The sequence below is a fragment of the Labrys methylaminiphilus subsp. lupini genome, from assembly GCF_051161885.1.
Taxonomy (GTDB): Bacteria; Pseudomonadota; Alphaproteobacteria; order Rhizobiales; family Labraceae; genus Labrys.
In genome coordinates, this window is record NZ_JBMDIH010000002.1 from 1,695,197 (window position 1) to 1,714,557 (window position 19,361).

A 19,361-nucleotide genomic window follows, 5' to 3' on the forward strand; every position below is an offset into this window, starting at 1 on the left:
ACGCCGCGCCTGCCCTCTGCAAACCGTGAAATGATACAATGAATCCTATCGGCCTGATATCGATGCAATATGCCCGGCCCTTTGCTGCCGAGCATTTTCCCCTCTTCACTCGCATGAAGGAACTCGGCTACGACTTCGTCGAGCTCCTGGTGCCCGAGCCCGGGGAAATGGACCTGGCGGCGGCGCGCGCAGCGCTGGCCGATGCAGGCCTCGGGGTGGTGTTGGCGGCTCGCGTCAATCTGCAGCGCAACCTATCTTCGGAAGATGCGGCCAGCCACCGAGCCGGCATCGATTATTTGAAATATGCCGCCGACTGCGCGGCAGAACTCGGCGCGACAGTGGTGGGTGGCCCCCTGACGGGCAATCCACTCGTCTTTGCCGGCCGTGCCCCCCAGCCGGTCTCCGAGACCGAGCGCCTCGCCCGCAGGCAGCGTTGTGTCGTCGGCCTGAGGGAAGCAGGCGATCATGCCGCACGCCTTGGCGTTACCCTCGCCGTCGAGCCCCTGAACCGTTTCGAAAGCGACGTGCTGTGCACCACGCAGCAGGCAATGGAATTACTCCATGCCATCGACCATGTCGCTGTGCGGTTGATGCTCGACACGTTCCACATGCATATGGAGGAAGCCTCCATCTCGGAAGCCATTCGCCTTGCCGGATCTCTTCTCGTGCATTTCCAGGCCAATGAGAACCATCGCGGGTTTCCGGGAACGGGCGCCACGGACTGGGTCGACGTCTGCCGCGCCCTTCACGACATCGACTATAGCGGCCCCATCTCACTCGAACCCTTCCGGCGCAACGATGATCGTTTCGGCGTGCCCCTGGCACAATGGCGCGCGCCACATGAGGACGAGAGCGAACGCCTCGCCGCCTCAGCCTCCTTCATCCGCTCCCATATCTCGCTGACGGAATTTCGCAGATGACCTTGAATATCGGCTGGATCGGCTGTGGCGTGCACGCCACCCAGATGCTGTTGCCCCAGCTCGCACGCCACGACGTCAAAATCGCAGCCCTTTGCGACATCGACGGCAAGCGCCTGGCCGATGCCGGCCGCCAATTCGGCGTTTCGACGCTCCTCACCGACGCAACGGAGTTGATCCGCACGCCCGGCATCGATGCCGTCGGCATGGCCGTCGGCCCCGACCAGCACCTTTCCTTCGGCAAGGCTGCGCTGGAATACGGACTGCCCGTTTTCATGGAAAAGCCTCCCTCAGGCTCGGCCGAGGGGGCTCGCCTATTGCGTCAAGCATCCGAAAAGGCTGGCAAGCCCCTGCTTGTTGGCTTCATGAAACGCTATTCAGTGGGGAACAAGATTGCACATAACATCTTGAAATCCGGCCGTTTCGGCCCCGTTCTTGGTCTCACCGGCTACTACATGACGGCGCCCGGCTATTTCGCCGGCAGCGTCGATTACACCGGCTTTTTCCTGCATCATTGTGTGCATTACATGGATCTAGTCTCCCACCTCGTCTCGCCCGTCAGCGCCCTGACAGCACGCAAAGTGGAGAAGTCGCCGGGCCGCGTACTGTTCCACATTGCTCTGGACTTCGATTGCGGCGCCATCGGCACCGTAGCAATGGGCACGATCCAGTCCCGGGGCACGCCAGTCGAGCGGATCGACGTCATGGGAGATCATCAACGTTTGGAGATCGAAGATGTGGTGGAGGTGCGTTGGCACCGAGATCCCCCTTTCAAGGCAGCCGATGCAGCGGCAACCCTCACCGACACCCAGGACAGTTTGACCTGGAAACCCAATTTCACTGCAGCCGCCAACGAGGATTTCAAGGGATACCATGCCCTCCTTGCTGACGTTGTCCCAGGGCTCAAGGGGGAAAACACGCCTGCTCCGACCATCCACGACGGCGTTGTTGCGATGGAACGGCTGGAAGCTCTCCGCAAAGCCCTCGATCTTTGACATCGAGAACAGACCTGGAATGCAATCCTTGGAGGCTTCGTCCTGCGGCGGTGCGGATGCGGACAACTTCGAGCCAGGCGCTCATCGCCGCTCTCGCTCAAGAAAATATCAATGCATCTGCGGAAATTGCAGTCTTGCCCGTCCCCAGCAGGACGATGGCGACGATTTCCGGCCCACAATTGCGCATCCTGCTCCGGAAGGCTTAATGCCAGAAAGTGTGGCTAAGTCGTGGCTGTCTGGTAGGTGATCGATCCTGGCAGGTCCTCGCCAATCTCCTGTCGTAGCTTTGGCTTCTTGGCCAGCCGACAACCGAACTCGATAACGAAGGAATCCAACTTCTCGCCAAGTTTTGCGCGAGTGGCTTACGCAGTAGACTCCGGCAAAGCCGGTGTTGTGCCCGGCCAGAAGCGCATGAAAATTGCGGGCGACTCGACTGCGATTCCAAGATCGCGCCTAAACCGCACTCTGTGATGATCGAGCCGGTCGAGCCGTTTGGTGATCGCCGCCCCTTGCCACGAGTGAGCGTTATTGACCACGCAGCAAAGCACGCTCGGCGAGCCTGCTCATGACGAGCCAGGTTCTGCGTACCGGCGCGGGGCCATTTGATTCATGTCAAAGCAGCTGTGACCGCATGGCCTATAAGTGAAGATTGCGCCGTCGCTGTGCACTGCGACCCTTTAATTGACCCAGTACTCCGACAACTGATTCATTCTGAATGTGGAGTGGCTTCATTGAAAAATAAAAAAGACAAATTCGCACGAAATGACCAGCCAAAAAATACTGACTTGTGTGTTGCTTCGACGACATATTACAAGCAGCGCTTGGATATTTCTCACGAAATACAGAGCGACGACATAGAAGAAACCCGCGAAGAAACGGTCAGCATTAAAATCGCCGATGTGGCACCGTGCAAGCGAACGAGAGCCCAAAAGACTTCCCTACGAAAGCGACCGGTCGGGAGAAGGCGCTTATCCCGCCCGTTCTCCTAGGGTGCCTTGTTGCGCACTTGCAACAAGTAAAAAAGCGGGAAATGGGGCGTTGGCGGAGGTCAAGGCATTCCCACCACGGAGTATTGATCCCTCGCGATCCGCAACCCGATTTAGATCAATATGCCTGTATCGATATTCTGGCAAATGAGAAGCAGCGGCGGGCTTATGCGTTATGGCACGTTGCCAACTCGCCCGGCCCCTCCAGGGAACCGGGCTTTCTGAGAGCCGATCCGGGCCGACCTGCCGGCTGGCCCGGTCATTCCAACCCTGGACGAACGATCATGAAACAATTCATTTTTGCGCCCTGCCAATTCCCAGAATGTCGAGGCCATCGACCAAACGATCCGCCTGTTGTCGGAGAGCCTGAACCGGGCACGTAAGCCGGATGAAAAACGCGTCGTGGAGGCGGTGTTTGCCGCTTTGCGGGCCGCCAAGGGCGCACGCCAGCACCTGAACTTGTTGCCGGCATGCACGGGAGGGCATGACGTGGCTGAATACAATGTCATCCTTAAGGACGCTAATGGCAGCGATACTGCCAGTGACCTGATCGAGGGCCTTCCCGCTGTGAAGAAGCGCGCTCGGCGCCTGTTCAGCAACGAATTTGCCCAATTTCTCGGAACCACGCACGAGTGCATTTGATTGTGTCGTTCGCTATGTCGACTTGATCTGTAAGGGCTATCGAAGCGCTGAGTGCTGGCGCGAAATGGCAAGACAGCCCCCCCAAGGCCACTTAGATGGGGCAAATCGAAAACTAAGGGGCGATCTCGTTGGACGGAAGAATTCATCGGTCTGCTTTAGACCATCTGCCGTTTTTTATCACCGCACCTGGCGAAACCGACGTCCTGTTCAGCGGGATGGTCGTCGTCATGCTGGTGTTAATCCTCGTCATTGGCAACCTCTACTTCCAGCTCCATGCCCTTCCCGAACGGATGGCGCACAGAACCAACTTAGTCCAAATGGAAGTTGTTGCCGTTCTGGTTTTGATTTCTCTTTTCACGCACAACCATTTTTTCTGGATCGCCGGCTTGTTGCTGGCTCTCATCCGTATTCCCGACTTCTCTACCCCGCTCGCATCCATCGCGGGTTCTCTTGCAAAGATCGCCGAACAACATGACGAACATCAGGAAAATCCAACCCCTGTTCGTGATCCATTAAGCGGCGTCACCCCGAACCGCCCAGCCGAATTGCCCCTTCGCTCAGCATCTGACCTGAATCCTAATCACGACGAGCATGACCCTGCGCCCGAAGGAGTGCCTAACGCACCTCCGTTGAACAAAGGAAACTAAACGGTGTTTGAGCTATTGCTGTGCTCGATGTTGACGATTCTTCCCGATTATCTAGTTCGCCGCTATGTTCAGAACAAGCGTATTGGTCGTGACATTACTCTCTATTCTGTTTGGTATGAATTGCGGTGGGGAATCAGCGCCTGTGTGATTCTGACGGTTTCGTTAATCACACTGATCTTCTACTTCCACCCTTCGACCAAGTACGCCACCACCATTTACCGCACCGTCTCGATTCTACCGGAAGGAAACGGAAGAGTGGCGAAGGTGTTTGTCAACACCAATGAAAAGGTCCTGGCCGGAGATCCGCTGTTTCAGCTCGATGACTCAGATCAGAAAGCCGCTGTGGAGGCCGCCAAGCGCAGGATCGCTGAAATCGATGCTCAGATAATTGTAACTTCGACCAAACTAGGAGCTGCAGACGGGACAATTCAGCAGGCGCAAGGAGCTTATCAACAAGCTTTTGACGAACTGAAGACAAAGCAGGAGCTCATGCGACGCAATGCCGACGTAGTCGCCGTACGAGAAATTGAACGCCTGCACGTTTCCGTTGAGGGCTTAAGGGGGGCAGCCGATGCCGCCAGAGCGAATAAGCAGACCCTCCAAGCACAGATATCCACGCTTCTGCCAGCGCAAAAGGCGAGCAGCGAGGCAGCCTTGGCGCAGGCACAGGTTGAGTTGGACAAGAAACTCGTGCGCGCTGGCATCGCAGGCACTCTGCAGCAATTCACGTTACGACCGGGTGACGTGGTAACAACGTTTCGACCGGCAGGTATTCTGGTGCCGGCCGGAGCAGGACGGACCGCGCTCGTAGCTGGGTTTGATCAGATCGAGGCTCAAGTACTGAAGGTCGGCATGATCGCCGAAGCGACCTGTATAGGTAAACCCTTCACTATTATTCCAATGGAAGTAACCTTGGTTCAAGATGTCGTCGCTACCGGACAGTTTCGTCCCACAGACCAGTTGATCGACGTCCAGAAGGTAGGACCGCCGGGATCCATCACTGCTTATCTAGAACCGCTTTATGCCGAGCAATTAGAAGACGTACCGCCCGGTGGTAACTGCATAGCCAATGTCTATACCAACAATCATGACGCGTTAGCCGCGCAAGATATCAGCTCGGGACGTTGGCTCTTTCTCCATATCGTTGACACGGTCGGTCTGGTACACGCCATGATCCTGCGGATCCAAGCCATGCTTCTGCCCGTGCAAACCTTGGTTGTGAGTGGTGGGCATTAATAACAAAGGACCGGCAGAAGCGTATTGCGGCAATGCAGTTGTCCGCTTGCGAACGTTTAGGAAAGAGCCGTTCGATATTAAGACATCGGATTTGCGATCGGCTCGAAGAGAGACTTCAGGGGAGATTCATCGTCTCCATTGGCAAAATGACGTTGCGGCAGGGCCGGAGTTCTTTTGTGATTCGAGTGCAACGGTGACATGGTAGCCGGCCGGACAGATCGGGTGATCACCCCGACGACGCGAAGCTCCACCCAGATCATGGAGTGCCACGATTGCGGGCTGCTGCATGACGTGCCGCCGCTCCAGGACGGCATGCGCGCGCGCTGCTCGCGCTGCGGCGCCACGATGGAGCATTATCGCGCCATCTCGCTGAGTCACGCCTACGCCTATAGCTGGGCCGGTGCCATCTGCTTCGCCATGGCCAATTTCCTGCCCTTCATCAAGCTCGAAATATCCGGGCGCGCGCAGGTGGCCAGCCTCGTCACCGGCATCAAGGCGCTCTACGACCAGGGATTGTGGGAACTGGGAATCGTCGTCGCCTTCACCATGCTGGTGGCGCCGGGCCTGCAGATTCTCGCCCGCCTCACGGTCCTGACCGGGCTGAGGATGCGGCGCCCGCCGCGCTGGCTGCCGCTCGTTCATCGCGGCGCCAGTTTCGTCGGCCGCTGGGCGATGATCGAAGTCTATATGCTCGGCCTTCTCGTCGCCTATGTGAAGCTGATCGATCTCGCACACGTCGATCTCGGCCCCGCCGTGTTCGCCGTGGTGGCGCTGATGCTGGTGACGGTGGCGACCGGCTCCCTCCTGGACGACGAAACCATCTGGCGCAGCTTTGCGCGCAAGGGCGTGGCTCCCCATCCTCCCCGGGTGGATCCGAGCCGCCCGACCGCCCTGTGCGAATCCTGCTGGCTCGTGTCGAACCTGCCCGCTTCAGGCCATGACGCGGCCTGTCCACGCTGTTCGGCGCCCCTGCATCAACGCAAGCCCAACAGCCTCACCAGAACCTGGGCCCTGCTGATCAGCGCCGCCATCCTCTACATACCGGCCAATCTCTTCCCGATCATGACGGTGATCTCGCTCGGGCATGGCGAGCCCGATACCATCATCAGCGGTGTCATCGCCCTGGCCGATGCCGGTTTGTGGCCACTGGCCGCCCTGGTCTTCTTCGCCTCGATCCTGGTTCCCGTGCTCAAATTGGCGGGCCTGACGATGCTGCTGATCACCACCCAGCGCGGCTCGACCTGGCGTCTGCAGGACAGGACAGTGCTCTACCGGATCATCGAGTTCGTGGGACGCTGGTCGATGATCGACATCTTCATGATCTCGATCCTGGTTGCCCTGGTGCAGCTGGGCGAGATCGCCACCATCGAGCCCGGCATCGGGGCGATCGCCTTTGCCAGCGTGGTGATCATCACCATGATCGCCTCCGAATCATTCGACCCACGGCTGATGTGGGATGTCTTGCGCCGCGACACAGGAAAGAAGGGCCATTGACCGACTCCGACGCCTCCAAGAACGGCAGTGACACGGCCACGCCGGATATCGATCCGCCGCGCCGCCGCCGCCTGTCCGCGATCTGGCTCATCCCGATCGTGGCGGCCGGGATCGCGCTCTATCTGGGCTGGGTCACGCTGTCGGAGAAGGGGCCGGTGATCACCATCACCATGCGCACGGCGGAAGGGCTGGAGCCGGGCAAGACCCAGATCCGCTACAAGGCCATCGTCTTCGGCACGGTGAAGAGCGTCGCGCTTGCGCCGGACGGCAGCCACGTCATCGTCGCCGCCGATATGACCAAGCAGGCCGAACCGCTGATGCGCGAGGGCACGCTGTTCTGGGTCGTCAGGCCGCGCCTGTCGGCCAGTTCCGGTATTTCCGGCCTGTCGACCATCATTTCCGGCGTCTATATCGAGTTCGATCCCGGCAAGGCCGGCACGACAGCCGACAGCTTCGCCGGCCTCGAGCTGCCTCCCGTCATTCCCACCGACGCGCCCGGAACGGAATTTGCGCTCAAGACCACGCAGATCGGCTCGATCAGCGCGGGGTCGCCGATCTTCCATCGCGGCCTCGAGGTCGGTCAGGTCCTCGGCTACGATTCCTCCAACCTCGCTGACGGCATCACCATCCGCGCCTTCGTCAGGGATCCCTATGACAAGGAAGTGCGCACCAGTACCAATTTCTGGAATGCCTCCGGGGTCTCCCTCACCACCGGTCCCCAGGGCTTTCGGCTCCAGCTCGATTCCATCCAGGCCCTGCTCGCGGGCGGCATCGCCTTCGACACACCGGCCGACGTGCTTTCGAACGAGCGCGCCGCTCCCAAGACGGCTTTCACCCTCTACCGGGACCAGGCCAGTGCCGACGAGGCCAAATATACCGTTCGCCTGCGCTATCTGGTCTATTTCGATTCCTCGGTCGGCGGCCTTGCCGCCGGTTCCAACGTGGAGTGGCATGGCCTCAAGATCGGGGAGGTCATCGATGTCAGCCTGCAATACAACATCGGCAAGAACGCGCCGCGCGCGCCCGTCCTGATCGAAATCGAGCCGCAGCGCATCCAGATCGTCGGCGCGGACGGCCCGATCAATCCCGAAACCGTGCTGAAATCGCTGGTCGCCAAGGGCCTGCGCGCCGAGATCAAGACCAGCAATTACCTGACTGGCCAGAGCGTGGTGTCGTTCGACATCGATCCCAAGGCCGGGCCGGCGGAACTGGGAACCGGCGCTATCTATCCGGTGATCCCGACCAGTCCGAACCAGTTCGACTCCGCCCTGCGTTCGGTCAACGACATCCTCGACCGCATCTCGAAACTGCCGCTGGACAAACTGGTGGTCCAGGCCAACGACACCATGAAGTCGTTCCAGGACCTTGCCGCCGGACCGGAGATCAAGGAATCGCTGCGCTCGCTCGCCGGCGCCCTCACCTCGGCGCGGGAGCTGATCGACAAGGCCAAGACCGATCTCGCCCCGGCAATGCAGAGGCTGCAGCCGGTGCTCGACACCGCCCAGCAGTCGATGAAACGCATCAATTCCACCCTGGGCTCTTTCGACCAGGGCTATGGCAGCTCGTCCAGCTTCAAGCGCGACCTCACGCGCCTGATGTCGCAGGTCGACGATGCCGTGCGGTCCATTCGCGTGCTCACCGACTATATGCAGCAGCACCCCGAATCCCTGATCCGGGGCAAGACCAGAGGAAGCAACTGATGCCGTTCTCCTCCTTCCGTCGTTCTGGACGCATCGCGGCCCTCGCGGGCCTGGGCCTGGCTCTGGCTTTACTTTCGGCCTGCGCCTCGCCGGCGGCCAAGATCTATACCCTGGCCGCCCAAAGCGGGCATAAGGTTGCGGGCCGGCCGGTCTCGCTGTCGATCGAAACGGTGGATGTCGCCAAATATCTCGATCGGCCCCAGTTGGTGCGCCGCTCCGGCGACGTCCAGCTCGGCGTCTCCGAGTTCGAACGCTGGGGCGAGCCGATGGGCTCCATGGTGCAGCGCGTGCTCGCCGAGAATTTGCGCCGGCGCCTGCCCGCCGGCTCGCTGGTGACCACCAGCCAGACCGTGTCGGGCAAGGAAGCGGCCAGCCTCGAACTTTCGGTGAGCCGCTTCGATACCAATGCCGAGGGCGTGGTCATGCTGCAGGCACAATGGCGGCTGCATTACCGCAATGGCGGGCGTGGTGCCGCCGCCCAGGCCAGCATCGCCGTGCCCCCGGCCGATACCGGAGCCCCCGCCCAAGTCGAGGCGATGAGCTCGGCCCTTGACCAGCTCGCCGGACACATCGCCGCCAAGCTAGGGCGGGAACAAGAACTGCTCCGCCCGATACGCTCTCATCGGCGATTTTAGTTTTCCGGACGCAATTAAACTACCCCGCATAAGCGAGGCTGGTCCAACCTTACGCCCCGCAAATGCCTGGGCTTCCAAACCCCGGCCGAGGTCTTCCGCCGCGAGCTGATGGCAGCCCGCCGATGAACGCGCTATCTTTCGCCTGCTTGCAAGTCGCGCTTCAACGGGAACTCACACGCAACAGGTTTAGGCTCAGGCCCCATTGATTGAGCCGGCAGGTGACCGTTGCCGCGATGCAGATGGCGGACAAGAATGTATGCGCGCAGCGATCATAACGGGTGTGGATGCGGCGCCAGTCCTTGAGTTTGCCGAACATAATCTCAATCTTGTGGCGCTGGCGGGTAGAGCGCGACGTTGTGCGGGATCGGCACCTTCCGATTTATCTTTGACGGGATGCAAGCGGCAATCTTGCGCTCCGCGAGCGCTGCGCGGAACCAGCCGGCATCCTAGCCTCTGTCACCAAGCAGGGCTTTGGCCCGGGGCAAGGCGTCGAGCATGAACGCGGCACCTTTGATGATCCGACGATCACCGACGCGAGACACCCCGTGCGAAAGAGGAAAATACGGCTCAATCCGGTGCATCTGCCCTTCCCGACTAGCGTTGATCGCAGGTACTCCGAGCCAGAAATTTCGATGATTCCACGTCACTGCAATTAGAGACGGGTAGGGTGCGATCAGAGCAGGGACAAACGTGTGAGTTCTAGGAAGTCGCAAAATTTCTCGCACGTGAGTAAGCTATCGAGTATACGATTCGTGATTCGAATGAATAGCCATAAGCTTTGAAGAACGGAGGAATATTGTCGTGAAAGTGGCCAGAACTGCTACAAAAATCTTTACACTTGCTACCTTCCTAGCGGTGATTGGATTGGCTCAAACGGCATCTGCCCAAACACAAGTCGAGGCTGCTTCGACCGCACCCCTGGCCACGGGTTTGACCAATGGCGGGGCCGCCGAAGCTCAGGTGATCGAGGCAGTCCGGCACGGCGACATCCTGACGATCAAGCTGCGCTTCAAGCCTCTCGTGGCGGACAAGCTGGAGCGGATCTATGATTCGATCAGCCGGGACGCCTATGAGAACAGCTTCTATGTTCTTGCCGGGAACAAGAAGCATCTGCTGCTGACAGACAACAATGACCAGCCACTGACAAATCCCAATCTGATCATCAAAACCAGCAAGGATTCTCTGATCGCAGGCTCCTGGCACGGCCGGTTTCCCGCTCCACCAAAAGACGTCACCGAAGTGTCGTTGACGATCCCAGGTGTCGAGACGCTCGACGCAATCAAGCTCACTGATCGATAACGATGGGCGGCCTAAGCAAGTATGCCCTCGTGCTGGGCATGATGGTGGCTGGCACAAGCAACTCTTCCGCGGAAGATCCCTCGTACAAGCGTGATATCCGTGATCTCAAGGCTACGATTCTGGATCTCCAGGGCGTGCCGTCCGATCTCAAGGGCCTGCCGTCCGATCTCAATAATGCTGTGTTGGATCTGTCTGCGAAAGCCGACAGGCTCGCCGCTCAACACAGCGGTCTTGCTGTGCGGCAAGAGGAGAAAACCGTCACAGTTTCCATGAAAGGCGATATCCTGTTCGATTTCGACAAGGCCACCATACAGCCGGCCGCCGAACCGACGCTTGCCGATATCGCCCGCCTGATTACATCCATTCCCACCGGCATAGTCGTTGTCGAGGGCCACACCGATTCCAAAGGCTCGGCCCGATATAATCAGGGCCTGTCTCTCCAGCGGGCGAACGCCGTCGCGAAATGGCTCGTGAAACATGGAGTAGAGAAGGCAAGATTGTCGGCAAAGGCTTTCGGCGACAGCCGCCCGATCGCTGCGAATACGCTGGATAATGGCACGGACAACCCGGATGGGCGCGCGTTGAACCGGCGCGTCGAGTTCGTTTTGCCGAGACTGTAACGCATGGAAATCTCCGGGCCGATGATCCCTCTTCGGCCTGTCGCCTCAATTTTTTTGCCCAAGGCTCGAGGGGCAATGTCATGTAAGAGTTTGGTCGGTGTGAGGTCGGGGATGACGACCATTTCCTATGCCGGCCGTTCCCGCCCCCTATTATCCAGCATGCAGCTCGGTTGTATCCGTGCTCCACGCTGAGCCAACGTGACATCGAGGTATTCCTGGCGAGTGCTGGCGGTTTGGCTGTCCTCTCGTCCCGGAGAGATCGACAGTTCCGACCCTTGCCCGCTCGCTATTCCTCTTGTGCGTGGCGGGCATTTTTTTGACGAACTGCCGCTGCGGCATTCTGGACTTGCGCGCGGGCCTCGCTACATTTCCGCCTTGGAAGAGCCATCATTGCGCTCGTTTTTGTGTGGGGTGGTTGAAATGCATGGATCGCCAGAAACGCCTGATCGCCTTGAAGCGGTGGCGGCAAAGATCCCCGTATTCTGCAGGTTCGAGAGAAGCTATGATCTACATCTGATCGAAGTGAACGTGAGCCGCATCTGCTATGTCGAAGGCAACGACGGCGACACTTCGACGATATACTTCGACAAGGAACACTTCGTGGTCGTGCGCGGCAGCGCGGAGCAGATCCGAACGCAGATCGAGTTCGAGATATTCCAGTCGCAGATCGTACCTCCGAGGCGCGGCCTCGATTGAAAGGATCGAACCGCTTGGGCTTGAACGGCAAGTTGCAAAAACGAGACTTTCGGTTGCCTGGCAAGATGCCTTGTCAGGCAGGTCGCGCAACATGATGTCGTGGATCTGCTGAATCAAAAGCCTGATGATCGGCTCAACAGTGCCGAAGTCAGGCACAGGCGCCGCAAAAAGAGCGTGACTGGCCGCGCCCATGAACGTTTCCACGAAATGCGCGCTGCCAGGATCGCCTTGCGAACAGCGGCCGAAGGCGCATGAAGGCTCGTAGAATATGAGTCCAGGTTGAACTACGATCCCAGATAATCCGATCCAGAAAATGCGATGGTCTCAAGCCCAAGCCCGGACAATCTCGATCCGCTACGCTAGGTTCGAGTCCCTCAGATCTGGCGGGCTTTGCGGTTGGCGTAACGGCGGTCCCGTTCAGCCTTACGGGCTGCTTCGTCCTCGATGACACGGGAGATGCGCGTCTTGGCAGCCAGTTCGCGAGCGTCTGCCTCAGCGCTCGCGGCCGCCATAGCTATCGCACTGCGCTGCGCAATCTCGGCTTCGAGTCGGGCTTGTTCGGCGAGCTTGATCTGCTCGCGTTCGACGCGTCGCAACTCGCGGGCTTCGGCGATCGCAATTCGTTCGGCCTGCCTGGTCTCACGGCTTGGCGCGGCAGCCTCCTTGGCGGCGCGATAGCCCTGCAGGAGAGCTGCTTTTGCGTCGATAGCCCTGCTGCGACGGTCAGAAAATTCGTCGTTTCTGATGTTTCTCAAATCTCTATTCCAATTGAACTGCGTTGCTGACCGAAGTCAGGACTTTCTGGTTCGTTTCGAGGCTGGCTTGGCAACCAATTCGATGCCGTCCTGCAATTGCCTGGCAAGACGTGCTTCCCGCAGCCTCAGGATTTTTTCATCCCGGGCAACCGTTATCGAATCGAGCTCCTCGAAAGCGCGCCCGCGCGCGAAGAACTGCGACTGTGTTTTGCCGAAGGCAACCTCGGCTTGTTGACGCGGTTTGGTGTAGTCCCCGATCATCTCTATCCTCGTGATGGGTGCTCTCCAGGAGAGCCGCAACAAAAAAGGTCAGGCAAATTGCCTGACCTCACTTGGTCTCATGCTTTCGGCAGTGCCAGTACATCCGTGGTCAAGCGAAAGCAGATCCCGGATCGATTAGGCCGCCTGCAGATTGCAGGCCGACATCTTGCCCGACTTATTGTCGCGTTCCAGATCGTAGCGGATTTTCTGGCCTTCGACGATTTCGCGCATGCCAGCGCGCTCGACAGCCGAGATGTGGACAAAAGCATCTGGACCGGCGCTGTCAGGCTGAATGAAGCCGAAACCTTTAGTGGAATTAAACCATTTGACTGTGCCAGTGGTCATGAAAAACCCCTTCATAGCAAGATTGATAATCGCAGCGTTTGAGAGCCGCGGATGGTGATAACGATGCTTTAAAGGGAGGTTCGTTCAGAACGCGGGGCCAACCGCGTAAAATCAAAACTCGGCAAGAAAATATCGATATCAAAAAATACGAGCCTTGAGTCTTATTGTCAACCTTTAGTTTTCAGCGCCAGGTGTCTTCATCACGATGCGATCAATTACTGAAAATCAATCTGCATCTCCGTCCAAATCATTTCAGAAATTTCGACAGAATATACCCGGAATTGAAAATAATCCTGGTGAACCGGGCTGGCGACATGGATGCAGTTCGCGCCAACGCCACTGGCAGTCAGACCGTTCGTGCGAGCTGGGTAGTTCCGGCTCGAGCGGCCTCCCGATCCTCTATATTACGGTTCACCGGATGTGAGTTGCAGATCATCGACCTTGCGCCAGGACAGCTGGTTCGATCGCGGTCTCTTCGAGAGCGATAATATGAATGACATAACCTAAATGACGGCGGCTTTCGGAAGCGACCTAGCGCGCCTTCAACGGTCGACATGGGGCGCATTGCGGACAGTCGAATGCCGCCCCAGAAGCGGACTGGCGCCACCGGTGCTGACTGTTCGAAAAACCGACATCATGGACGCCTATGGGCAGTCCATGATTATGCTGTCCATGCGCCAGCGGTTAGCGCCGGAATGTCAGGTGAATGGTGCCGCTCTCTGCCGTTTCTGACTCTGCCGTGTAGCCAAGTTCGAAGCCTCGCAGGTCGTCCCAGAGGCGGATGCCGCGTCCGAGCAGGATCGGGACGATGGCGACGTGTAGACGGTCGACGAGCCCCGTCTTGAGGAAATCGCGGGTGGTGCTGGCTCCGCCGCCAACCCGCACGTCCTTTCCACCCGCGACGGCAACAGCCTGCCGGAGCGCCTCGACCGGTGTGGCGTCGAGGAAATGGAATATCGTGCCGCCGGCCATTTCGATCGAGGGCAGCTTCCTGTGGGTCAGGACGAAGACTGGGACGCGGAACGGTGGCTCGTCGCCCCACCACCCCTTCCAGTTCGGGTCATCGGGGAAGCTGTGCAGCCCGAACATGCCGGCGCCCATGATCTCCGCACCTATATTGTCGAAATACGCCCTGGCATACCTGTCGTCGACGCCGGTCGTACCTTCACCGCTGGTGTCCTTGAACACGCGTTCACGCATCGTCCTTGTCGCGATATATGCGCCGACGAGGCGCATCCAGTCGGCGCCCATCGGCTGCTCGGGCGTCTGGTCCGTCGTTGTCGCGAAACCATCGAGTGAGATGTTGAAATCGACACGAACTACCACCGGGGCCTCCTTGCGTGTGGTTGCATACTCGCCCTGCACGGGCCAAATACTAAGGCAGATGCCTTTATGTTCGAACAAAGACACTAAGGCAAGTGCCTTTTTGTCATTGACCGGTGCCCGCGACCATTTTACGGATGCACATGCCCTATCATTCGACCCCCCTCGACCTTGCCTTTCATGCTCTCAGCGATCCGACCCGCCGCGCGGTGGTGTCGCGGCTTGCCGAGGGTGAGGTGCCGGTCAGCGTCCTGGCCGAGCCGTTTGACATGGCGCTGCCCTCGTTCGCCCAGCATCTCAGGGTGCTGGAAGATTGCGGACTGATCGCTAGCGAAAAGCGCGGGCGCAGCCGCTGGTGCCGGCTGGTGCGGCCGCGTTTCGACGAGGCGGCGAACTGGATGGAAGCGGAGCGCCAGCGCTGGGCCGAACGGCTGGACCGACTGGAAGTCTATCTGGACAAGACGGAAGAGGACGAGGAAAGACATGGCAAGCCAGTTTGAGACCTGGTCGCTTGATCGCGAGATCGTGCTGGTCAAGCTCCTGAACTACCCGCGCGCCAAGGTCTTTGCCGCTTGGATGGATCCCAAGGCACTCGCCCAATGGTTCGGCCCGACCGCCCTCAATATCGAGAACCACGAAGCCGATATCCGCGAGGGCGGGTTCTGGCGTTTCGATATGGTTGGCATGTTCGAGGGCAAGGAGCAGCGCTTCCCCAACCTCATGCGTTTCCTGGAAATCGTGCCGAACGAGCGGATCGTGATGGACCATGGCACGCCCGACCCGGACGACCCTAACCGTTTCCGCGTCACGGTGACCTTCGACGAACAGGCCGATGGCAAGACGGTGCTGACCATGCGCCAGCTCCACCCCAGCCGCGAACGGCGTCAGGTGGTCATCGGCTTCGGCGCGGTGGAATACGGACTGCAGACGCTGGACGGCCTCGCTGCGTGGCTGGACGGACGAGCAAAAGCTTAGGCGACTAATCGCGCAGCGGCTTTCAGGGGTTACGACCAACGCGTTGAATGGCTGAGACGGGGCGCGTTCCGGACAGTCGAATGCGGGGTCGACAGCGGACGATCCGGTTTCAACCAACTTTTGCGGTCAGCTGTCGTTCCGAAATCGACCCACATTCGGTCATCGCGCTTGTTAACGCCGCCTCCCGTAAGAGAGCCGACCTCGTCGTAGGGGATTTGGTCAGAGTCAGATCTTCAAAAATCGAAAGGCGAAGCGATCAGTCTCGCCTTTGATCGAGGGATCGAAAACCTTGATCGAGTGCGAGTCGTCCTTGTTCGCGAGGATGGAGCTTTGCGCGTCCAATACGAAGTCGGCCGCCTCCACCTCCTTGCGGACGGACGCAGGATCGATCCGATGCAGCGCTTGGGTGTTGCTCGTACCCGTCCCCGCTGCGGCGGCGTGGTCGACGATGACGTAGTACCCACCCGGCTTAAGCCGCTCGTAGACGGCCCGATTGAAGTCGGATGCGGTCGCGCCTCTGGCCTGGATGAGAGCGGTGTGGAGATCGTGGTAGAACAGGTGCAGCCACAGGACATTCGCGGGCGGGGTGACCTCCGGCATTGCCACGAGGTCCGCCGATACGGCTTCGACGTTCTCTCGGCCCGGCTCCTTCGCGAGCGTCCGCATGCGGCCGACCGGATCGTTCTTGAAGTGGGCGACTTCGGCCGGCACGAAGCTGTAGACCCGACCTTGGGGTCCCACGACCCCGGAGAACAGGCGCGTCCAGTCGCCGTCGCCCGGGTAAACGTCGATGACGGTGGAACCCGCATCGATGCGGGCGAACCGGATCAGTTCGGATAGCTTCGATTGGTCGTACATCGCAATCTCCCTTACGGTTAGGTATTTGATGGGTGGGCGGCGGCGGGCAATCCACGGCTGATCCACCATCTGCCCCGAGTTGATGACTGCGGACGGCCAGCGCTACGCAGGCCCAGACGCGTCCATCCGCGAGGCCCGGGCCAGTGCTTGCGTGTCGACATATTCCCGGATGTTGGTCAGCCTGCCGTCCCGAACCGTGATGGCGAAGATCCAGTCGTCCTCGAACGTCTTGTTCGTAGCTTTTATCTTTCCCCTCGCGAAGCCGACAGCGAAGACCCGGTCTCCTTGCGCTACGAACTCCCGGGGTTCCGTGGATGTCTCTATCGACTTGGATGCCGTCTCAAGCAAATCCGCCAGCCCGGCGTGTCCGTGGCGCGTTCCCGCCAGCGACCAGCGCTCGCCCGGAATGATCCACTCGATGTCTTCGGCGACCAGCGTCAGCAGAGCCTCCCTGTCGCCGCGGCCGATTGCGGCGAAGAAGTCCCTCACGGTCTGGATGTTCTTCTCAATGCTCATGGGAATTTCTCCATTTCGCTTGGATCGGACCGCGCTCGATCCGCCCCGTGCATCGTGGGCCTGCCGGTTGGCACGTCGTGTTCATCCGTCGAACTTGACCAGGTCCTTAAAGATCAGATGGCCCCAGCCATTCCCGCGTGCCTGGACGAGCAGCCCACCTTCCGACAGCCCGCCAAGTTTGATCGGCGAGAAACCAAGATTTTCCGCGAGCGCAGCAATCTCCGCTGCGGCAGCGTCATCGTCGCTCGCCAGGAACACGACCCGCCTGCCGCCATGCACGGCCGGATCCTGATCGAGGGTGGCAGCGATCAGATGGTTGAAGCCCTTGACCAGCCTTGCCCCGGAGAAGGCCTGGGCAACGAACCCGGAAGAAGGCTGTCCTCCCAGTTCATCAGGAGGCACGCCGTAGGCGTTGGTCACGTCGACGATGGTCTTCCCCTGCCACGTTGGGAGCGCCTTCGCGACATCCGGATGGGACTCGAAACGGACAGCCAAAAAGATGATGTCCGCCTTGACTGCGTCCGCCAGCCTTTTGGGAGTGACACCGGGTCCGATCGCGGCCGCGGCGCATGCAAAGCTTTCTGGGTCGCGCGTGGTTGCGACGGATACGTCGATCCCACTTCGGGCAAATGCCCTGGCCAGGGCCTGGCCGATATTGCCGAAGCCGATGATTGCATAGGTCATGATGTCTCTCCGATCGCGTCTGATGTCGGGGGTCAGACTTGCGCCAGCCCTCCGTCGACGGCGAGATCCACGCCGGTGATGTAAGAACTCTCATCGGAGGCAAGGAACGTGACGGCAGCCGCGACTTCCTCTGGCTGGCCCCTGCGACCCATGGGGACCTGCGAGGCAAATTGGGCGGCCGCTTGCTCGGCTTGCTCAGGGGTAAGGCCCGTCGTTGTCGCCAGGGCGGGAGTCTCGATCGGTCCCGGGCTCATCGTGTTCACCCGGATCTTGCGATCCTTCAGCTCCAATGTCCAAGCGCGCGCGAAGTTGCGCACAGCCGCCTTGCTCGCGGCGTAAACGCTGAACCCGGGCAACCCCATCACGTTCGAAACCGAAGAGGTCAGGATAATTGAACCTCCGTCCCGGAAGAGGGGAAGGGCCTTCTGCACCGTAAAGAACAGCCCCTTCACGTTCACGTCGAAGGTCTGGTCAAAATGAGCCTCAGTCGCCGCCGCGAGCGGAGCGATTGTTCCGGCGCCCGCGTTTGCAAATAGAATATCGATCTGACCATGTTTCTCCTTCACGACGGCATAGAGCCGGTCCAGATCGTCCAGGCGCGACACGTCGCCGACGACCGTCGTAACGTTTCTCTCGATGAAGCCCGCAGCCTCCTTCAGCTCTTTCTCCCGTCGCCCGGTGATCACGACGTGCGCGCCTTCTTCCACGAAGCGCCTGGCCGTGGCCAATCCGATCCCGCTGCTTCCGCCCGTGATGACTGCGACCTTACCTTCAAGTTTTTTCATGATGTTTATCCTTCGTTGTGCGTGGGCCAGGCATGGCACCACACAGGGGTCAGAGTTGCGCCAGGCCGCCATCGACGGCGACCTCGCTGGCGGTCATGAAGCTGCTGTCCGACGATGCGAGAAAGGCAGCCACGGCCCCGATCTCCGCTGGAGCGGCCATGCGCTGGAGCGGAGTCATCGCGCCGTAGGCCTTCTGGCCCTCCTCGCCCAACGCCTCCTTCGCGAGTTCGGTCGCCGTCGCCCCGGGCGACAGCACGTTTACGCGGATGCCGGTGCCCTTCAGGTCCTCCGCCCAGGTCCGCGCGAGGTTGCGCACCGCCGCCTTGCTCGCGCTATAGGCAGTGAATCCCGGAGCGCCCGTGGTGCCGGCGCTCGATCCGGTCAGGATGATCGAGCCGCCCGGGCCCAACAACGGCAACGCCTTCTGGACCGTGAAGATCGTACCCTTCACATTGGTGTCGAAGGTTTCGTCAATGTGCTCGGCGGTGATCTGGCCGAGCTCAAGCGGGCTTCCCGCCCCGGCATTGGCGAAGACGATATCGAGGCTTCCGCGCTCGGCCTTCACCGCCGCGTAGAGGCGGTCGAGGTCGTCCTCCTTCGAGACCGAGCCCTTCACCGCCCGGGCATTGGACCCAAGCTCGGCCACAGCCTCGTCGAGCGCTTGCTGCCGGCGGCCGAATATGAAGACAAAGGCGCCCTCCTCGATGAAGCGCCTTGCTGCGGCGAGGCCGATACCGGTGGCGCCGCCCGTAATGACGGCGGTCTTTCCATTTAATCTTGTCATGTCGTGCAGTCCTCGTTCGCCGTCTCGGGTCTTTGGCTGTACGGGGAGGTCCCCCGAGAACCTCAACATGGGTTCGCTGGAGACTGGCGGTGAGTGCGGAATCGCGCACATGGGTGGTGCAAAAACGATCCAGTCAGCCGATTGAACGCCGCGGCGTTCGCGTGCACTACAGCTCAGCTTGTTAGAGTGGGCTTCGGAAGGCGCAGCT

The 19,361-nt window shown here is 59.9% G+C and carries 23 protein-coding genes; 12 read left to right on the forward strand and 11 right to left on the reverse strand.

Features of this window, described 5'->3' with window-relative positions; translation table 11 throughout:
* Positions 1-38: 38 nt before the first annotated feature.
* The 8 genes from ACN6KF_RS33415 (at position 39) to ACN6KF_RS33450 (ending at position 9,252) form a co-directional block, all read left to right on the forward strand.
* On the forward strand, positions 39-920 hold the full coding sequence (locus ACN6KF_RS33415) for a sugar phosphate isomerase/epimerase family protein (RefSeq protein WP_434961179.1): 882 nt from the start codon (positions 39-41) through the stop codon (positions 918-920).
* Positions 917-1,912 (forward strand): Gfo/Idh/MocA family protein, encoded by a 996-nt coding sequence (locus tag ACN6KF_RS33420; protein WP_434961180.1) that lies wholly within the window; start codon positions 917-919, stop codon positions 1,910-1,912. The genes ACN6KF_RS33415 and ACN6KF_RS33420 overlap by 4 nt, the downstream gene beginning before the upstream one ends.
* A 1,286-nt stretch (positions 1,913-3,198) precedes the next feature.
* Entirely contained in the window at positions 3,199-3,540 is a 342-nt protein-coding gene (locus ACN6KF_RS33425; RefSeq protein WP_434961181.1) for a hypothetical protein, read from the forward strand.
* Between the two features lie 128 nt (positions 3,541-3,668).
* Entirely contained in the window at positions 3,669-4,187 is a 519-nt protein-coding gene (locus ACN6KF_RS33430; RefSeq protein WP_434961182.1) for a hypothetical protein, read from the forward strand.
* A gap of 27 nt (positions 4,188-4,214) precedes the next feature.
* Positions 4,215-5,423, forward strand: coding sequence for an HlyD family secretion protein (locus ACN6KF_RS33435; RefSeq protein ID WP_434961371.1), 1,209 nt, complete (start codon positions 4,215-4,217; stop codon positions 5,421-5,423).
* Between the two features lie 222 nt (positions 5,424-5,645).
* Complete coding sequence (locus ACN6KF_RS33440; protein WP_434958807.1) at positions 5,646-6,917, forward strand: paraquat-inducible protein A; 1,272 nt, start codon at positions 5,646-5,648, stop codon at positions 6,915-6,917.
* The gene (locus ACN6KF_RS33445) at positions 6,914-8,617 is read left to right on the forward strand and encodes a PqiB family protein (protein ID WP_434961183.1); all 1,704 of its coding nucleotides are present in this window, start codon (positions 6,914-6,916) and stop codon (positions 8,615-8,617) included. The genes ACN6KF_RS33440 and ACN6KF_RS33445 overlap by 4 nt, the downstream gene beginning before the upstream one ends.
* Positions 8,617-9,252 (forward strand): PqiC family protein, encoded by a 636-nt coding sequence (locus tag ACN6KF_RS33450; RefSeq protein ID WP_434961184.1) that lies wholly within the window; start codon positions 8,617-8,619, stop codon positions 9,250-9,252. Before ACN6KF_RS33445 ends, ACN6KF_RS33450 begins: the two co-directional genes overlap by 1 nt.
* A 160-nt stretch (positions 9,253-9,412) precedes the next feature.
* Here ACN6KF_RS33450 and ACN6KF_RS33455 read toward each other — a convergent pair whose 3' ends face one another.
* Positions 9,413-9,631 carry a transposase gene (locus tag ACN6KF_RS33455; protein WP_434961372.1) on the reverse strand — a complete coding sequence of 73 codons (219 nt, stop codon included), beginning with the start codon at positions 9,629-9,631 and terminating at the stop codon, positions 9,413-9,415.
* Positions 9,632-10,053: 422 nt separating this feature from the next.
* Here ACN6KF_RS33455 and ACN6KF_RS33460 point away from each other — a divergent pair, with 422 nt between their 5' ends.
* Positions 10,054-10,551 carry a hypothetical protein gene (locus tag ACN6KF_RS33460; protein ID WP_434961185.1) on the forward strand — a complete coding sequence of 166 codons (498 nt, stop codon included), beginning with the start codon at positions 10,054-10,056 and terminating at the stop codon, positions 10,549-10,551.
* Positions 10,552-10,553: 2 nt separating this feature from the next.
* Complete coding sequence (locus ACN6KF_RS33465) at positions 10,554-11,171, forward strand: OmpA family protein (RefSeq protein WP_434961186.1); 618 nt, start codon at positions 10,554-10,556, stop codon at positions 11,169-11,171.
* 507 nt (positions 11,172-11,678) lie between these two features.
* Here ACN6KF_RS33465 and ACN6KF_RS33470 read toward each other — a convergent pair.
* The 5 genes from ACN6KF_RS33470 to ACN6KF_RS33490 form a co-directional block, all read right to left on the reverse strand.
* A complete protein-coding gene (locus tag ACN6KF_RS33470; protein WP_434961187.1) occupies positions 11,679-12,059 on the reverse strand; it encodes a hypothetical protein in 381 nt (126 codons plus the stop codon).
* A 182-nt stretch (positions 12,060-12,241) separates the two neighbouring features.
* Entirely contained in the window at positions 12,242-12,622 is a 381-nt protein-coding gene (locus tag ACN6KF_RS33475; RefSeq protein WP_434961188.1) for a DUF6481 family protein, read from the reverse strand.
* A gap of 36 nt (positions 12,623-12,658) precedes the next feature.
* Complete coding sequence (locus ACN6KF_RS33480; RefSeq protein WP_434961189.1) at positions 12,659-12,883, reverse strand: hypothetical protein; 225 nt, start codon at positions 12,881-12,883, stop codon at positions 12,659-12,661.
* Positions 12,884-13,018: 135 nt separating this feature from the next.
* Positions 13,019-13,228, reverse strand: a complete 210-nt coding sequence (locus ACN6KF_RS33485; protein WP_434961190.1) for a cold-shock protein — start codon at positions 13,226-13,228, stop codon at positions 13,019-13,021.
* Positions 13,229-13,912: 684 nt separating this feature from the next.
* A complete protein-coding gene (locus ACN6KF_RS33490) occupies positions 13,913-14,554 on the reverse strand; it encodes a dihydrofolate reductase family protein (protein ID WP_434961191.1) in 642 nt (213 codons plus the stop codon).
* 140 nt (positions 14,555-14,694) lie between these two features.
* On the opposite strand from ACN6KF_RS33490, the gene ACN6KF_RS33495 reads away from it, so the two are divergent.
* Positions 14,695-15,051, forward strand: a complete 357-nt coding sequence (locus tag ACN6KF_RS33495) for an ArsR/SmtB family transcription factor (RefSeq protein WP_434961192.1) — start codon at positions 14,695-14,697, stop codon at positions 15,049-15,051.
* Positions 15,035-15,526 carry an SRPBCC family protein gene (locus tag ACN6KF_RS33500; protein WP_434961193.1) on the forward strand — a complete coding sequence of 164 codons (492 nt, stop codon included), beginning with the start codon at positions 15,035-15,037 and terminating at the stop codon, positions 15,524-15,526. The genes ACN6KF_RS33495 and ACN6KF_RS33500 overlap by 17 nt, the downstream gene beginning before the upstream one ends.
* 225 nt (positions 15,527-15,751) lie before the next feature.
* On the opposite strand, the gene ACN6KF_RS33505 is transcribed toward ACN6KF_RS33500, so the two are convergent.
* From ACN6KF_RS33505 to ACN6KF_RS33525, 5 genes are all read right to left on the reverse strand, one after another.
* A complete protein-coding gene (locus tag ACN6KF_RS33505; RefSeq protein WP_434961194.1) occupies positions 15,752-16,384 on the reverse strand; it encodes a class I SAM-dependent methyltransferase in 633 nt (210 codons plus the stop codon).
* Between the two features lie 102 nt (positions 16,385-16,486).
* Positions 16,487-16,900, reverse strand: coding sequence for a nuclear transport factor 2 family protein (locus ACN6KF_RS33510; RefSeq protein ID WP_434961195.1), 414 nt, complete (start codon positions 16,898-16,900; stop codon positions 16,487-16,489).
* 81 nt (positions 16,901-16,981) lie between these two features.
* The gene (locus ACN6KF_RS33515; RefSeq protein WP_434961196.1) at positions 16,982-17,584 is read right to left on the reverse strand and encodes an NADPH-dependent F420 reductase; all 603 of its coding nucleotides are present in this window, start codon (positions 17,582-17,584) and stop codon (positions 16,982-16,984) included.
* A 32-nt stretch (positions 17,585-17,616) separates the two neighbouring features.
* Positions 17,617-18,369: an SDR family NAD(P)-dependent oxidoreductase gene (locus ACN6KF_RS33520; protein WP_434961197.1), complete on the reverse strand. Its 753-nt coding sequence runs from the start codon at positions 18,367-18,369 to the stop codon at positions 17,617-17,619.
* 49 nt (positions 18,370-18,418) lie between these two features.
* The gene (locus ACN6KF_RS33525) at positions 18,419-19,153 is read right to left on the reverse strand and encodes an SDR family NAD(P)-dependent oxidoreductase (protein ID WP_434961198.1); all 735 of its coding nucleotides are present in this window, start codon (positions 19,151-19,153) and stop codon (positions 18,419-18,421) included.
* Between the last annotated feature and the right edge of the window lie 208 nt (positions 19,154-19,361).

Bases quoted from the DNA above. Each gene is read 5' to 3' on its own strand.
- ACN6KF_RS33505 (WP_434961194.1), bottom strand. From the start codon at position 16,384: ATGTACGACCAATCGAAGCTATCCGAACTGATCCGGTTCGCCCGCATC.
- ACN6KF_RS33495 (WP_434961192.1), top strand. From the start codon at position 14,695: ATGCCCTATCATTCGACCCCCCTCGACCTTGCCTTTCATGCTCTCAGC.
- ACN6KF_RS33485 (WP_434961190.1), bottom strand. From the start codon at position 13,228: ATGACCACTGGCACAGTCAAATGGTTTAATTCCACTAAAGGTTTCGGC.
- ACN6KF_RS33465 (WP_434961186.1), top strand. From the start codon at position 10,554: ATGGGCGGCCTAAGCAAGTATGCCCTCGTGCTGGGCATGATGGTGGCT.
- ACN6KF_RS33520 (WP_434961197.1), bottom strand. From the start codon at position 18,369: ATGAAAAAACTTGAAGGTAAGGTCGCAGTCATCACGGGCGGAAGCAGC.
- ACN6KF_RS33420 (WP_434961180.1), top strand. From the start codon at position 917: ATGACCTTGAATATCGGCTGGATCGGCTGTGGCGTGCACGCCACCCAG.
- ACN6KF_RS33415 (WP_434961179.1), top strand. From the start codon at position 39: ATGAATCCTATCGGCCTGATATCGATGCAATATGCCCGGCCCTTTGCT.
- ACN6KF_RS33450 (WP_434961184.1), top strand. From the start codon at position 8,617: ATGCCGTTCTCCTCCTTCCGTCGTTCTGGACGCATCGCGGCCCTCGCG.
- ACN6KF_RS33435 (WP_434961371.1), top strand. From the start codon at position 4,215: ATGTTGACGATTCTTCCCGATTATCTAGTTCGCCGCTATGTTCAGAAC.
- ACN6KF_RS33500 (WP_434961193.1), top strand. From the start codon at position 15,035: ATGGCAAGCCAGTTTGAGACCTGGTCGCTTGATCGCGAGATCGTGCTG.
- ACN6KF_RS33525 (WP_434961198.1), bottom strand. From the start codon at position 19,153: ATGACAAGATTAAATGGAAAGACCGCCGTCATTACGGGCGGCGCCACC.
- ACN6KF_RS33470 (WP_434961187.1), bottom strand. From the start codon at position 12,059: ATGGGCGCGGCCAGTCACGCTCTTTTTGCGGCGCCTGTGCCTGACTTC.
- ACN6KF_RS33510 (WP_434961195.1), bottom strand. From the start codon at position 16,900: ATGAGCATTGAGAAGAACATCCAGACCGTGAGGGACTTCTTCGCCGCA.
- ACN6KF_RS33480 (WP_434961189.1), bottom strand. From the start codon at position 12,883: ATGATCGGGGACTACACCAAACCGCGTCAACAAGCCGAGGTTGCCTTC.
- ACN6KF_RS33515 (WP_434961196.1), bottom strand. From the start codon at position 17,584: ATGACCTATGCAATCATCGGCTTCGGCAATATCGGCCAGGCCCTGGCC.